The organism is Flavobacterium hydrocarbonoxydans, assembly GCF_009789235.1.
Taxonomy (GTDB): domain Bacteria; phylum Bacteroidota; class Bacteroidia; order Flavobacteriales; family Flavobacteriaceae; genus Flavobacterium; species Flavobacterium hydrocarbonoxydans.
In genome coordinates this window covers 19430-35309 of the sequence record NZ_WSTB01000006.1, presented here as the reverse complement: position 1 = coordinate 35309, position 15880 = coordinate 19430, and the positions used below count along the sequence as shown (strand labels likewise).

The 15880-nt window shown below is 35.4% G+C and carries 11 protein-coding genes and 1 tRNA gene; 10 read left to right on the top strand and 2 right to left on the bottom strand.

The features are described from left to right. The first annotated feature begins 8 nt into the window (after positions 1-8). From GON26_RS11885 to GON26_RS11840, 10 genes are all read left to right on the top strand, one after another. Positions 9-79: transfer RNA gene (locus tag GON26_RS11885), tRNA-Trp, on the top strand. 18 nt (positions 80-97) lie between these two features. Beyond that, positions 98-295, top strand: coding sequence for a preprotein translocase subunit SecE (gene secE, locus GON26_RS11880; RefSeq protein WP_008466927.1), 198 nt, complete (start codon positions 98-100; stop codon positions 293-295). Positions 296-305: 10 nt separating this feature from the next. Next, complete coding sequence (nusG, locus tag GON26_RS11875; protein WP_007807444.1) at positions 306-857, top strand: transcription termination/antitermination protein NusG; 552 nt, start codon at positions 306-308, stop codon at positions 855-857. Positions 858-923: 66 nt separating this feature from the next. Then, positions 924-1361 carry a 50S ribosomal protein L11 gene (gene rplK / locus GON26_RS11870; RefSeq protein ID WP_160374998.1) on the top strand — a complete coding sequence of 146 codons (438 nt, stop codon included), beginning with the start codon at positions 924-926 and terminating at the stop codon, positions 1359-1361. A 13-nt stretch (positions 1362-1374) separates the two neighbouring features. Further along, positions 1375-2064: a 50S ribosomal protein L1 gene (gene rplA / locus GON26_RS11865; RefSeq protein ID WP_007807440.1), complete on the top strand. Its 690-nt coding sequence runs from the start codon at positions 1375-1377 to the stop codon at positions 2062-2064. 22 nt (positions 2065-2086) lie between these two features. After that, positions 2087-2590, top strand: a complete 504-nt coding sequence (gene rplJ, locus GON26_RS11860) for a 50S ribosomal protein L10 (protein WP_160374997.1) — start codon at positions 2087-2089, stop codon at positions 2588-2590. 90 nt (positions 2591-2680) lie between these two features. Beyond that, the gene (rplL, locus tag GON26_RS11855) at positions 2681-3052 is read left to right on the top strand and encodes a 50S ribosomal protein L7/L12 (protein ID WP_007807437.1); all 372 of its coding nucleotides are present in this window, start codon (positions 2681-2683) and stop codon (positions 3050-3052) included. A 265-nt stretch (positions 3053-3317) separates the two neighbouring features. After that, on the top strand, positions 3318-7130 hold the full coding sequence (rpoB, locus tag GON26_RS11850) for a DNA-directed RNA polymerase subunit beta (RefSeq protein ID WP_160374996.1): 3813 nt from the start codon (positions 3318-3320) through the stop codon (positions 7128-7130). A 242-nt stretch (positions 7131-7372) separates the two neighbouring features. Further along, positions 7373-11683, top strand: a complete 4311-nt coding sequence (gene rpoC, locus GON26_RS11845) for a DNA-directed RNA polymerase subunit beta' (protein ID WP_160374995.1) — start codon at positions 7373-7375, stop codon at positions 11681-11683. Positions 11684-11745: 62 nt separating this feature from the next. Beyond that, positions 11746-12054, top strand: coding sequence for a DUF3467 domain-containing protein (locus GON26_RS11840; protein WP_025572408.1), 309 nt, complete (start codon positions 11746-11748; stop codon positions 12052-12054). A 263-nt stretch (positions 12055-12317) separates the two neighbouring features. Here GON26_RS11840 and GON26_RS11835 read toward each other — a convergent pair whose 3' ends face one another. Together GON26_RS11835 and GON26_RS11830 are read right to left on the bottom strand one after the other, a co-directional pair. Then, positions 12318-13910: a peptide chain release factor 3 gene (locus GON26_RS11835; protein WP_160374994.1), complete on the bottom strand. Its 1593-nt coding sequence runs from the start codon at positions 13908-13910 to the stop codon at positions 12318-12320. A gap of 157 nt (positions 13911-14067) precedes the next feature. Further along, complete coding sequence (locus GON26_RS11830; protein WP_160374993.1) at positions 14068-15510, bottom strand: alpha-amylase; 1443 nt, start codon at positions 15508-15510, stop codon at positions 14068-14070. Positions 15511-15880 lie beyond the last annotated feature (370 nt).

The following is a 15880-nucleotide window of genomic DNA, read 5'->3' as shown; positions in this document are numbered from 1 at the left end:
TTTTAATTACGGGCGTAGTTCAAGGGTAGAATAGCGGTCTCCAAAACCGTTGATGGGGGTTCGAATCCCTCCGCCCGTGCAATAAAAAATAGATCAAATGACAAAAGTTACTAATTATTTATCAGAGGCTTTCGAGGAGTTAAAGTCAAATGTTACTTGGCCAGCTTGGGCTGAAGTGCAAAAATTGACAATTGTTGTGGCTGTATTTTCAATTCTATTTGCTTTGGCGACATGGGGAGTAGATGAATTTTTTGCAAAAGCTTTGGCTGGATTTTTTAACTGGTTAAAAGGATAAATTTTTTGTCATGGCAGATAATAATGTGAAAAAATGGTATGTGGTTAGAGCTGTAAGCGGACAGGAAAACAAAGTCAAAGCTTACATCGAAACTGAAATTGCCAGATTAGGTATGGGTGATTATGTTTCCCAAGTTTTAGTGCCTACAGAAAAAGTAGTTACTGTAAAAGAAGGAAAGAAAATGTCTAAGGATAAAGTTTATTTTCCTGGATATGTTATGATCGAAGCCAATTTAGTTGGTGAGATACCTCATATTATTAAGTCTATTACTAGTGTAATTGGATTTTTAGGAGAAATCAAAGGCGGAGAACCTGTTCCTTTGAGATTATCTGAAGTAAATAGAATGTTAGGTAAAGTTGATGAGTTAGCTGTAAATACAGATACTCGTGCTATTCCTTTCAGCTTAGGTGAAACGGTTAAAGTGATCGATGGTCCTTTTAACGGCTTCAACGGAACAGTTGAAAAAATCAATGAAGAAAAGCGTAAACTTGAAGTAATGGTGAAAATCTTCGGAAGAAAAACACCATTAGAACTAAGTTTTATGCAAGTAGAGAAAGTATAATTTTTGTTACATCTATAATAACCACTATAATCGCTTCCAATGATTATGGTGTTAAATTTTTTAAAAATGGCTAAAGAAATTAGTAAGGTAGTTAAACTACAAGTTAAGGGAGGTGCTGCGAACCCGTCGCCACCGGTTGGACCTGCTTTAGGAGCTGCTGGGGTAAACATCATGGAGTTCTGTAAGCAATTTAATGCTAGAACTCAGGATAAACCTGGCAAAATATGCCCAGTACAAATTACTGTGTATAAAGACAAATCATTTGATTTTGTTGTTAAGACTCCTCCAGCGGCTGTCCAGTTATTGGAAGCTGCAAAGCTAAAGTCTGGATCAGGTGAACCAAATCGTAAAAAAGTAGCTAGCGTTACTTGGGATGTTATCAAAGCAATTGCTGAAGATAAAATGGTAGATTTAAATGCATTCACAATCGAATCTGCAATGAGCATGATCGCTGGAACTGCTAGATCTATGGGTATAACTGTATCAGGAGAAGCTCCTTTTTAATTAAGAGAAAGAAATGGCAAAATTGACAAAAAAGCAAAAAGAGGCTGCTTCAAAAATTGAAAAGAACAAACTATACTCTTTAAAAGATGCTGCTGCATTGATTAAAGTTATAGCTTCTGCAAAATTTGATGAGTCTGTTGATATCGCAGTTCGTTTGGGTGTAGATCCAAGAAAAGCGAATCAAATGGTTAGAGGTGTAGTTACATTACCTCACGGAACTGGTAAAGACGTTAAAGTATTAGCATTGGTTACTCCAGATAAAGAAGCGGAAGCTAAAGAAGCTGGAGCTGACTATGTAGGTCTTGATGATTATTTACAAAAAATTAAAGATGGTTGGACAGATGTTGATGTAATCATCACTATGCCAGCTGTTATGGGTAAATTAGGTCCATTAGGTCGTATTTTAGGACCTAGAGGTTTAATGCCAAACCCTAAAACAGGTACAGTAACTATGGATGTTGCTAAAGCTGTTGCAGAGGTTAAAGCTGGTAAAATTGACTTTAAAGTTGATAAAACTGGTATCGTACATGCAGGAATTGGTAAAGTTTCTTTTGGAGCTGAGCAAATTTATGACAATGCACACGAAATTATTCAAACATTAATCAAACTTAAACCAACTGCTGCTAAAGGTACCTACATTAAAGGTATTCACCTTACAAGCACTATGAGTCCTGCAATTGCATTGGATCCAAAAGCAGTATAATTGGTAGTTAATAATTTTTAGTATGACTAGAGAAGAAAAATCAATCGCGATTGAAAATTTAACTGCGCAGTTAGCTGGTACAAATATCATTTATGTATCTGATATTTCTGGATTAAACGCAGAGACAACTTCAAGCTTGAGAAGAGCTTGCTTTAAAGCAGGTATAAAATTAGAGGTTGTAAAAAACACTTTGCTTGCAAAAGCAATGGAAGCTTCTTCTAATGACTATGGTGATTTACCTTCAGTATTGAGTGGTAACAGTGCTATATTCATTTCAGATGTTGCAAATGCACCTGGAAAAATAATTAAAGATTTCAGAAAAAAATCAGCAAAACCTGTATTGAAAGGGGCTTACATTAATTCTGAAATTTACATTGGAGATGATCAATTAGATGCATTAGCAACTATTAAATCTAAAGAAGAACTTCTTGGAGAACTTATTGGATTATTGCAATCACCAGCACAAAGAATTATTTCTGCTTTACAAAACAAATTCGCTGGTAGCGAAGAAGAGACTGAAGCATAATATTCAAGATGAGAAATTCATTTTCTCATTGCTTAATTAGCGCACAATAAATAAATTATATTTTACAAATCATTTTAAACGATAGAAAAAATGGCAGATTTGAAACAATTCGCAGAACAATTAGTTAACTTAACAGTTAAAGAAGTTAACGAATTAGCAACAATATTAAAAGACGAGTATGGTATCGAGCCTGCTGCTGCAGCTGTAGTAGTTGCTGCTGGTGGTGGAGAAGGTGCTGCTGAAGAAGCACAAACTGAATTTACAGTTGTATTGAAAGAAGCTGGAGCTTCTAAATTAGCAGTTGTAAAATTAGTAAAAGAACTTACAGGTTTAGGTTTGAAAGAAGCTAAAGATGTAGTTGACGGTGCTCCAAGCAACGTTAAAGAAGGTGTTTCTAAAGAAGAGGCTGAAGGTCTTAAAAAATCATTAGAAGAAGCTGGAGCTGTAGTTGAATTAAAATAATTCAACTCGGTTTTAAGAACTAGGTTTAGGTCTTGAGTCAAAACTCAATGGCCTAAACCATTTTTCGTATAATAAAATATATCCAATTTTATTATCAAATAGTTTAAAATACGAAAAAGTTTTTGATCAATACGAAGAAAAAAAATGGAGCTGCCTTATACCGGTTTATTTTTAAAGATGTATTGATTATAATAAGAAAGTATAGATTAAACAATGTGTTTTTACACAAAAAATTACTTTTTTTTAATCAAAATTTTGTCCATTGATGATAACAAATCAGACTGAAAGATTGAATTTTGCCTCTACAAAAAACATACCTCAATATCCGGATTTCCTTGATGTTCAGGTTAAATCTTTTAAAGATTTTTTTCAATTAGAAACTAAATCAGACGAAAGAGGCAACGAAGGGTTGTACAACACCTTCATGGAAAACTTTCCAATCACAGATACAAGAAACAACTTTGTATTGGAGTTCCTAGATTATTTTGTAGATCCACCACGTTATACAATTCAAGAATGTATAGAGAGAGGTCTTACGTATAGTGTGCCTTTAAAAGCCAGGTTAAAACTATACTGTACAGATCCAGAACACGAAGATTTTGAAACTATTGTACAAGATGTTTATCTTGGAACAATACCTTATATGACTCCAAGCGGTACCTTTGTAATCAATGGTGCTGAGCGTGTTGTAGTATCTCAACTACACCGTTCTCCTGGAGTTTTCTTTGGACAATCATTCCATGCAAATGGTACAAAACTTTATTCTGCTAGGGTAATTCCTTTTAAAGGTTCCTGGATAGAATTTTCTACAGATATCAACAGCGTTATGTACGCTTATATCGATAGAAAGAAAAAATTACCTGTAACTACTTTATTCCGTGCAATCGGGTTCGAAAGAGATAAGGATATCCTTGAGATTTTTGACCTTGCTGAAGAAATTAAAGTTTCTAAAACGGGTATTAAAAAATACATTGGAAGAAGACTTGCTGCACGTGTATTGAACACTTGGCACGAGGATTTCGTTGATGAGGATACTGGTGAAGTAGTTTCTATCGAACGTAACGAAATCATCCTTGATAGAGATACTATTATCGACAAAGATAATGTTGAAGAAATCATCGATTCTAATGTAAAATCTATTTTGTTACACAAAGAGGATAATAATCAGGCAGATTATGCTATTATCCACAACACGTTACAAAAAGATCCAACAAACTCTGAAAAAGAAGCTGTTGAGCATATCTACAGACAATTGCGTAATGCAGAACCGCCTGATGAAGAAACTGCTCGTGGTATTATCGATAAATTGTTCTTCTCTGATCAACGTTATAACTTAGGTGAAGTTGGTCGTTACAGAATGAACAAAAAACTTGGTTTGGATATCCCAATGGAAAAGCAAGTCTTGACCAAAGAAGATATCATTACCATTGTAAAATATTTGATCGAATTGATCAACTCTAAAGCAGAGATTGATGATATTGATCACTTATCAAACCGTCGTGTTAGAACAGTTGGAGAACAATTGTCTCAACAATTCGGTGTTGGTTTAGCGCGTATGGCCAGAACTATTCGTGAGAGAATGAACGTTAGGGATAACGAGGTGTTTACACCAATCGATTTGATTAATGCTAAAACATTATCATCGGTTATCAACTCTTTCTTTGGTACAAACCAGTTGTCTCAATTTATGGATCAAACGAATCCACTTGCTGAGATTACGCACAAAAGAAGATTATCTGCACTTGGACCTGGTGGACTTTCGAGAGAGAGAGCTGGATTTGAGGTTCGTGACGTTCACTATACACACTATGGTCGTTTATGTCCGATTGAAACTCCAGAGGGACCAAACATTGGTTTGATTTCATCTCTTGGTGTTTATGCAAAAGTAAACGGAATGGGTTTCATCGAAACTCCATACCGTAAAGTAACAAATGGTGTTGTTGATTTAGAAAGTACTCCTATATATTTGAGTGCTGAAGAAGAAGAAGGAAAAATGATTGCTCAGGCAAACATTGAAATGGATGCTTCTGGAAAAATCACGGCTTCAAATGTTATTGCTCGTGAGGAAGGTGACTTCCCAGTTGTTGAGCCATCAGCTGTACATTATACAGACGTTGCGCCTAACCAGATTGCTTCGATTTCGGCTTCATTGATTCCTTTCCTGGAACATGATGATGCGAACCGTGCGTTGATGGGATCTAACATGATGCGTCAGGCGGTTCCTTTGATCCGTCCGGAAGCGCCGATTGTTGGTACAGGTTTAGAGCGTCAGGTAGCTTCAGATTCTAGAGTATTGATTAATGCTGAAGGAGATGGAACTGTAGAATATGTTGATGCAAACATCATTACTATCAAATACGACCGTACTGAAGAAGAAAGAATGGTAAGTTTTGATTCTGATGAGAAAACATACAACTTAATTAAATTTAGAAAAACCAATCAAGGTACAAGTATCAACCTGAAACCAATCGTAAGAAAAGGGGACAGAGTTATTCTTGGTCAGGTATTATCAGAAGGATATGCTACTCAAAATGGTGAATTAGCTTTAGGTAGAAACTTAAAAGTTGCGTTCATGCCATGGAAAGGGTATAACTTTGAGGATGCGATTGTAATTTCTGAAAAAGTAGTTCGTGATGATATTTTTACTTCTATCCACGTTGATGATTATTCATTAGAGGTTAGAGATACGAAGTTAGGAAATGAAGAGTTAACAAACGATATTCCTAACGTTTCTGAAGAAGCTACTAAAGATTTAGATGAAAACGGTATGATCAGAATTGGAGCAGAGGTTAAACCTGGCGACATTTTGATCGGAAAAATTACACCAAAAGGAGAGTCAGATCCTACTCCAGAGGAGAAATTGCTTCGTGCAATCTTCGGGGATAAAGCAGGTGATGTAAAAGATGCTTCATTAAAAGCGTCTCCATCTTTACATGGTGTAGTTCTTGACAAAAAATTATTTGCAAGAGCCGTAAAAGATAAACGTAAACGTACTCAGGATAAAGATGCTTTAGGAGCTCTTGAAATGGAATTTGAAACTAAATTTGTTGAATTAAAAGACAGATTGGTTGAAAAATTATTCCTGATCGTAAACGGAAAAACATCTCAGGGTGTAATGAATGATTTGGGTGAAGAAGTTTTACCAAAAGGTAAAAAATATACTCAAAAAATGCTTTACGCAGTAGAAGATTTTGCTCACTTAAGCAAAGGTCAATGGGTTGCTGATGACGCTACTAATAAAATGGTTAATGATTTAATTCATAACTATAAAATTAAGCTGAATGACTTACAAGGATCTTTAAGAAGAGAAAAATTCACTATTACAGTTGGTGATGAATTACCATCTGGAATCTTGAAATTAGCTAAGATTTATATTGCTAAAAAACGTAAACTGAAAGTAGGGGATAAAATGGCAGGACGTCACGGTAACAAAGGTATTGTTGCAAGAATCGTTCGTCATGAAGATATGCCTTTCCTTGAAGACGGAACACCCGTAGATATCGTATTGAATCCACTTGGGGTACCTTCACGTATGAACATTGGTCAGATTTATGAAACTGTTTTGGGATGGGCTGGAATGAACTTGGGTAGAAAATTTGCTACTCCAATTTTTGATGGTGCTTCTTTAGATCAAATTAATGAATTAACTGATGAAGCTGGAGTACCACGTTTCGGACATACACACCTTTATGATGGTGGTACTGGAGAGCGTTTCCATCAGGCAGCAACTGTGGGTGTAATTTACATGCTTAAATTAGGACACATGGTTGATGATAAGATGCACGCACGTTCTATCGGACCATACTCGTTGATCACGCAACAACCACTTGGAGGTAAAGCTCAATTTGGAGGTCAGCGTTTTGGAGAGATGGAGGTTTGGGCACTTGAAGCTTATGGAGCATCAAGTACACTACGTGAAATCTTAACTGTTAAGTCGGATGACGTTATTGGTAGAGCTAAAACTTACGAGGCTATCGTTAAGGGAGAGTCTATGCCAGAACCAGGATTGCCAGAATCATTCAATGTATTAATGCATGAATTGAAAGGTCTTGGACTTGACATTCGTTTAGAAGAATAAAAAAAAATACCAATTGTAGAGATGTGATTTATCGCGTCTCTACTTTGGTTGTTATAAAAGTTTTTAGGATTTATACCCGTAAACCGTTCCGATTTTTTATATAAACCCTAAGTGTTGTATAATTAGCACTTCAAAATATAAGGTTTGAAGTTTAGAGAAGTAACCCGAGGTCGTAGAAATGTAGCGATGCTAAGTGTCTGCAAAATCAATTTTTAATTGCAAATAAATCAATAGTAAAAACTATGATGAATAATAGAAATAATAATAAGGATAAAAATCCAGTTAAAAGATTTAATAAAATCTCTATTGGATTGGCTTCACCAGAATCTATCTTGAAAGAATCAAGAGGAGAGGTGTTGAAACCAGAAACAATCAACTACAGAACGCACAAACCAGAACGTGACGGACTTTTCTGCGAAAGAATCTTCGGACCTGTAAAGGATTTTGAATGTGCTTGTGGTAAATATAAAAGAATTCGTTACAAAGGTATCATCTGTGACCGTTGTGGTGTTGAAGTTACTGAGAAAAAAGTACGTCGTGACAGAGTAGGACACATCAACCTTGTTGTGCCAATTGCTCATATCTGGTATTTCCGTTCTCTTCCTAACAAAATTGGTTATATCCTTGGTCTTCCATCTAAGAAATTAGATATGATTATTTACTACGAAAGATACGTGGTAATCCAGGCTGGTATTGCTAAAAATGCAGATGGAGAATCATTACAAAGATTAGATTTCTTGACTGAAGAAGAATATTTGAATATTTTAGATACACTTCCGCAAGAAAACCAATATTTAGATGATATGGATCCTAATAAATTTGTTGCCAAAATGGGAGCAGAATGTATTATGGATTTATTAGCTCGTATTGATTTAGATGCTTTATCTTATGAATTAAGACACAGCGCTAACAACGAAACATCTAAACAACGTAAAACAGAAGCTCTTAAAAGATTACAAGTTGTTGAATCTTTCCGTGAGTCTAACTTAAACCGCGAAAACCGTCCTGAATGGATGATTATGAAAGTGGTTCCTGTTATTCCACCAGAATTACGTCCGCTTGTGCCACTTGATGGAGGTCGTTTTGCAACTTCAGATTTAAATGATTTATACCGTCGTGTAATCATCCGTAACAACCGTTTGAAAAGATTAATGGAGATTAAAGCTCCAGAAGTTATCTTGAGAAACGAAAAACGTATGTTACAGGAATCTGTAGATTCATTATTTGATAACACACGTAAAGCTTCTGCTGTTAAAACAGAATCTAACAGACCATTAAAATCATTATCTGATTCCTTAAAAGGTAAGCAAGGACGTTTCCGTCAAAACTTACTTGGAAAACGTGTGGATTATTCTGCTCGTTCGGTAATTGTTGTTGGACCTGAATTGAAATTATTCGAATGTGGATTGCCAAAAGATATGGCAGCTGAATTATACAAACCTTTCGTAATCCGTAAATTGATTGAAAGAGGAATTGTAAAAACAGTAAAATCTGCTAAGAAAATCATAGACAAAAAAGAGCCTGTAGTTTGGGATATTCTTGAAAACGTAATTAAAGGACATCCAGTATTACTGAACCGTGCTCCTACATTACACAGATTGGGTATTCAGGCTTTCCAGCCAAAATTAATTGAAGGAAAAGCAATCCAATTGCACCCATTAGTATGTACGGCTTTCAACGCCGATTTTGATGGGGATCAGATGGCAGTTCACTTGCCATTAGGACCAGAGGCTATTTTAGAGGCACAATTATTAATGTTGGCTTCTCACAATATCCTGAACCCTGCAAACGGTGCGCCAATTACTGTACCTTCTCAGGATATGGTCTTGGGTCTATATTATATGACCAAAGAACGTATCTCAACTCCAGAACATATAATTTTAGGTCAGGACTTAACTTTCTATTCTGCTGAAGAAGTAAATATTGCATTAAACGAAGGAAGACTAGAATTGAATGCTCGTGTGAAAATTAGAGCAAAAGATTTTAATGACGCTGGAGAATTAGTGTACAAAATTATCCAAACAACTGCAGGACGTGTATTATTTAATGAAGTAGTACCGGAAGCAGCTGGATATATCAATGATGTATTGACGAAGAAAAACCTTAGAGATATTATCGGACACATTTTAAGTGTGACTGATGTACCTACAACGGCAGCTTTCTTGGACAATATGAAAGATATGGGTTATAAATTCGCATTTAGAGGAGGTTTATCATTCTCTCTTGGGGATATTAGAATTCCAGAACAAAAAACTAAATTGATTGCAGATGCCAGAGAACAAGTTGAAGGTATTTCTGTAAACTATAACATGGGTCTTATTACCAATAACGAGCGTTACAACCAGGTTATTGACGTATGGACTTCAGCAAATGCTCAATTAACAGAGTTAGCAATGAAAAATATTAGAGAAGACCAACAAGGTTTCAACTCTGTATATATGATGCTTGACTCTGGGGCGAGGGGTTCTAAGGAACAGATTCGTCAGTTAACTGGTATGCGTGGTTTGATGGCTAAGCCAAAAAAATCTACTGCTGGTGGTGGTGAGATTATCGAAAACCCGATTCTTTCTAACTTTAAGGAAGGTCTTTCGATCCTTGAGTACTTTATCTCTACTCACGGTGCTCGTAAAGGACTTGCGGATACGGCTCTTAAAACGGCTGATGCTGGATACTTAACAAGAAGACTTCATGACGTTTCGCAAGATGTTATTGTAAACATCGAAGATTGTGGAACTCTTAGAGGTGTTGAAGTTTCTGCTTTGAAGAAAAATGAGGAAATCGTTGAATCTTTAGGAGAAAGAATTTTAGGACGTGTTGCATTGCAGGATGTTATTAATCCTCTTACTAATGAAGTATTAGTTCAGTCAGGTCACCAAATTACAGAAGCAATCATGAGAGTTATCGAAGCTTCTCCGATTGAAAAAGTAGAGGTTAGATCTCCATTAACTTGTGAAGCTCTTAAAGGTATTTGTGCTAAATGTTACGGTAGAAACTTAGCTACCGGAAAAATGACACAAAGAGGTGAAGCTGTCGGAGTTATTGCAGCTCAATCTATTGGAGAGCCAGGTACACAGTTGACACTTCGTACGTTCCACGTTGGAGGGGTTGCAGGAGGTATCTCTGAAGAATCTAGTATTGTTACAAGATTCAACGGAAGACTTGAGATTGAAGATTTAAAAACAGTTAAAGGAGAAGATGGAGAAGGAAACTCTGTTGATATCGTTGTTTCACGTTCAACTGAATTAAAATTAGTTGATGAGAAAACTGGAATTGTTTTAAATACACATAACATTCCTTACGGATCTAGTATTTTTGTAAATGATGGAGATGTAGTAACCAAAGGAACTGTAATCTGTAAATGGGATCCATATAATGGTGTAATTGTTTCTGAATTTACTGGTAAGATTGCTTACGAAGATTTAGAGCAAGGACAATCGTTCATGGTGGAGATTGATGAGCAAACAGGTTTCCAGGAAAAAGTAATTTCTGAGGCTAGAAATAAAAAATTAATTCCAACTTTATTGGTTTACGGTAAAGAAGGTGAATTGATTCGTTCGTATAACTTACCAGTAGGAGCACACCTTATGGTTGAGAACGGTGAGAAAATTAAAGCAGGTAAAGTATTGGTTAAAATTCCACGTCGTTCTTCTAAAGCAGGAGATATTACAGGAGGTTTACCAAGAATTACCGAGTTGCTTGAGGCTCGTAACCCTTCAAACCCAGCAGTTGTTTCTGAAATTGACGGTGTTGTATCTTTTGGAAAAATCAAAAGAGGTAACCGTGAAATTGTTATCGAATCTAAATTTGGTGAGATTAAAAAGTATTTAGTTAAACTTTCAAGCCAAATTCTAGTTCAGGAAAATGACTTCGTAAGAGCGGGAGTACCATTGTCTGACGGTGCAATTACACCGGATGATATTTTAAGAATTCAAGGACCAGCTGCTGTTCAACAGTACTTGGTAAATGAAATCCAGGAGGTATATCGTTTACAAGGGGTAAAAATTAACGACAAGCACTTTGAGGTAGTTATTCGTCAAATGATGCGTAAAGTTAGAGTTCAGGATCCAGGAGATACATTATTCCTAGAAGATCAATTAATTCACACTAAAGATTTCATCGTTCAAAACGATAAATTATACGGTATGAAAGTAGTTGAAGATGCTGGAGATTCTGGAGTATTGAAACCAGGTCAGATTATTACACCTCGTGACTTACGTGATGAAAATTCATTACTAAAACGTAACGATAAAAATCTGGTTGTAGCCAGAGACGTAATTACCGCAACTGCAACGCCAGTTTTACAAGGTATTACAAGAGCTTCGCTACAAACTAAATCATTCATCTCAGCTGCTTCTTTCCAGGAAACAACAAAAGTACTTAACGAAGCTGCAGTTGCTGGTAAAGTAGATGATTTAGAAGGATTGAAAGAAAATGTAATTGTTGGTCACAGAATTCCTGCAGGAACTGGTATGAGAGAATACGATAACACTATCGTAGGATCTAAAGACGATTACAATGAAATGATGGCTAATAAAGAAGAGTATATTTATTAATTCTTATCCAAAATCCCTCTTCTTTTTATGGGAAGAGGGAAATTTGGAATAAAAATAAAATTATGAGTAATCCGAAACAACAAGAACAAATCAATATTGAGTTAGACGAAACAATTGCAGAAGGAATTTATTCTAATCTGGCCATTATAAATCACTCATCATCTGAATTTGTTTTAGATTTTGTAAATATCATGCCCGGAACTCCTAAAGCCAAAGTGAAATCAAGAATTGTCTTGACGCCACAACATGCTAAAAGATTATTGAGAGCTATTGGTGAAAACATTCATAGATTTGAGGCCGCTCATGGCGAAATCAAAGAAACCGAACAAGCCCCAATACCACTTAATTTTGGTCCGGCAGGACAAGCATAAAAATTATAAAGCTCCAGAAATGGAGCTTTTTTTTGATCTCAAAGTTTCTAGAAGTGACAGAATGTATTTAAACTGATTTAAACTTACTTTTATCGACTAAATTTTATTACAGTGTTACTTTATATTACATTAGTACTTCATTAACATATGACAAGATTTTTGGGATATAATGACTTAGTAAGGTTGATTTAATTCACATTAAAAAAAAGCGCTAATTTCTAAGATTAGCGCTTTTTTTATGTTTTTTTCTCAGTAGGAGAATATCAATCAAATTCAGATGTAAAGAATAATTTTACACTTGGATATTTGCTTTGTGTCATCTGTATAGTAAAATCAGAATCAGCAAGAAATACCAATTGCCCGTATTTATCGTGTGCCAGGAATTTTTGTTTGATACGCTTGAATTCTTTAAACTCGTCATTTTTAGCGTCATCAGGTTTTACCCAACATGCTTTATGAACCGGAAAGTTCTCATACGTACATTTTGCGCCATATTCGTGCTCTAAACGGTACTGAATTACCTCATATTGAAGAGCACCAACCGTTCCGATAATTTTACGGTTATTCATCTCTAAAGTAAATAACTGCGCCACACCTTCATCCATTAACTGATCAACACCTTTCTCCAATTGCTTGGCTTTCATAGGATCAGCATTATTGATGTATCTAAAGTGTTCCGGTGAGAAACTCGGAATTCCTTTGAAACTCATTATTTCACCTTCAGTTAGGGTATCACCAATTTTAAAATTTCCGGTATCGTGTAAACCCACAATATCACCAGGATACGAAATATCTACAATTTCTTTTTTCTCAGCAAAAAAAGCATTCGGGCTGGAGAATTTTAGATTTTTCTTCTGACGAACGTGATAATAAGGTTTATTTCTTTCGAAAGTTCCTGAAACTATTTTGATAAAAGCTAAACGGTCACGGTGTTTTGGATCCATGTTAGCGTGAATTTTAAACACAAAACCAGACATTTTATCCTCTGCAGGATCAACCAAACGGGTTTCAGAATCTTTAGGTCTTGGTGAAGGAGCAATTTGCACGAAACAATCCAATAATTCGCGAACTCCAAAATTATTCAAAGCAGAACCAAAAAACACAGGTTGTAATTTTCCGTCCAAATAATCCTGACGATCAAATTTTGGATAAACTTCATCAATTAATTCTAATTCTTCACGAAGTTTTTCAGCTGCTTTTTGACCTACAATTTTATCTAATTCCGGATTGTTCTGAACATCAGAAAAAGCAATAGTTTCTTCGATATTTTTACGGCTGTCTCCGCTAAAAAGGTTGATGTTCTCTTCCCAAAGATTATAAATTCCCTGGAAATCATAACCCATTCCGATTGGGAAACTCAGTGGTGTTACAGTAAGACCTAATTTTTGCTCTACTTCATCCATTAAGTCAAAAGCATCTTTTCCTTCACGGTCTAATTTATTGATAAAAACAATCATCGGAATGTTACGCATTCTACAAACGGCAACTAATTTCTCTGTTTGTTCCTCAACCCCTTTTGCAACGTCAATTACGACAATTACGCTATCAACTGCGGTTAAGGTTCTAAAAGTATCTTCGGCAAAATCCTTGTGACCAGGAGTATCAAGAATATTGATTTTTTTCTCTTTATAATTAAAAGCAAGTACAGATGTAGAAACCGATATACCTCTTTGGCGTTCGATTTCCATAAAGTCACTCGTTGCTCCTTTTTTGATTTTATTATTTTTTACGGCACCAGCTTCCTGAATTGCACCTCCAAAAAGTAATAATTTTTCGGTTAGTGTTGTTTTACCTGCATCGGGATGCGATATAATTCCAAAAGTTCTTCTGCGTTGTATTTCTTTTAAAAAGCTCATATTTTTGTATAAATAGGTTGCAAAAGTACTATTAATTATGGGCTAATAAAAATATTCAGTTCTTAAATTTAGAATCAGTTACGTCATAAAAATGATTCTGTTATAAAAAAATAAGGCTGCTCTATTAGAACAGCCTTTGAACATGATTTTTAGATAATTATTGATTAATTGACCAAACCGAATATCCTCTTGGAGGACATTGAATTTTGACCCATTTATCGGCTTGAGTAGTTGGATACCAACCTGAGTTTCCTGTAAAATCTTTAATTTGAGTATTCGCCCAATTGGTCTGAATCCATCTTTCCTGCCAGGAGTCAGAATTGTTGATATATACTACTAAACCAGGATTTCCGTTATAGCCATTTCTTCTGGCGATGTATTCATCATTATCAGTATATAAAATAGAAGTATTTCCGGTTGCTTTGTTGTTGTGAATCCAGATCAGGTTGTTTAATTTGGTTTTATCCAGCCATTCTTCATAATCTCTATAGAAAATAGTTGGGTAGCCTTCATGAGTTAAGATATAAGCATAAGCTAACATTTTGCTCCAGATTTCATCTGTATCATGATTGGCAACAAAAGTAACCGCTTTGTACGGATTTCTTTTCCACATCATGTCATCGTTTAAAACATTCAGATTGTTTCCGTCGAAAGCATCATTCATCTTGTAATAACAGGCAAAATCAAAAACAGAACTATTAGCATTGTTCGCCCACCATTCTAAGGTATTTACGTTAGAATCCCATAATTCTCCAACAGAAAAACCTCCTACATTGGTGTTCCATTGATTCACAACCCAGGCGCCAAAACCTTTTACGTAATCAAATCTCCAACCATCAAATTTCATCGTGTTTTTGTAATATTTGGCGACACCATCAGCTCTTCCCCATAACCAGTCTTGTACATAAGGATTTGCATGACATAAATCCGGGAAACCTCCAAAAGCTCCTTCGTCATTATTTCCGTAACTATTTTTATAAAAGTCATGACTAGAACGCTTAAATTTTCCTGAAGCCACACCGCTAAAATCTGTCCAGGTGTTTGTTCCCGTATATGGATTTGCTTCAGATTGCCCTCCGCTATTATGGTTAATAACAATATCAGCATATACCTGCATGTTTTCTGTGTGTGCTTTTGTTATTAAGCTTACCAATTCTGCTTTGGAACCAAAACGAGTTTCGGTTGTACCATTTTGATTAAAATCTCCAAAATCGAAATAATCAGTAGGGTCATATCCCATTGAAAATGCCCCGTTTTGCGCTTTCGAAGCCGGAGGCAGCCAAACGGAACCAATTCCTGCATTTGACCAGGCTGTAAGTTTACCATTTACTGTATTCCACCAGTTTCCTCCAGCAGGAACATCCCAATAAAAGGCCTGCATCATGACTCCTCCGCCTGGGTTTGCGACATATTTTCCAGTAAGTGATTTTGAAGCTCCTGTGCTAAAAGGTTTTCCGTCATGTTTAGTAACGTTGATAATCTGAAATTTTTCGCTTTCAGCTCTTGAGTCTAAGTTTGTTTCGGTTTCATTTGATTCGCAGGAATACAAAAAGGCACAAGCTGCAGTTAGCAAATAAATTTTAAAATTTGGTTTTTTCATAATTAAGGGGGTTAGGTTGGTTATAGTTATAAATTGTGATTAAATTAATTTTATACTTTAAAAATGATGAATCATTATTTTTGAATTAGATAAATGATAATTTGAAAACTAAAGTAGTATTATTTTTGTTTTATAATAATTGTAGGAAAATATTTGTTCTACGAAAACGTTGTAGTGTTGAAAAGTTTTTTTATTTAACTGAAAATGAAATAATTATTTGGGTTTGTGAAGTGAGTAGAAAGTGCTTTTGTATGTAAATAAAAAAAATAAAAAATACCGATTAGGTTAGTTAATGTCTTATATAATTTATTGAATTTGTTCACTTCTATATAATTTTTTGTTAATAGTATTCTGTATTGTTGTATTATGT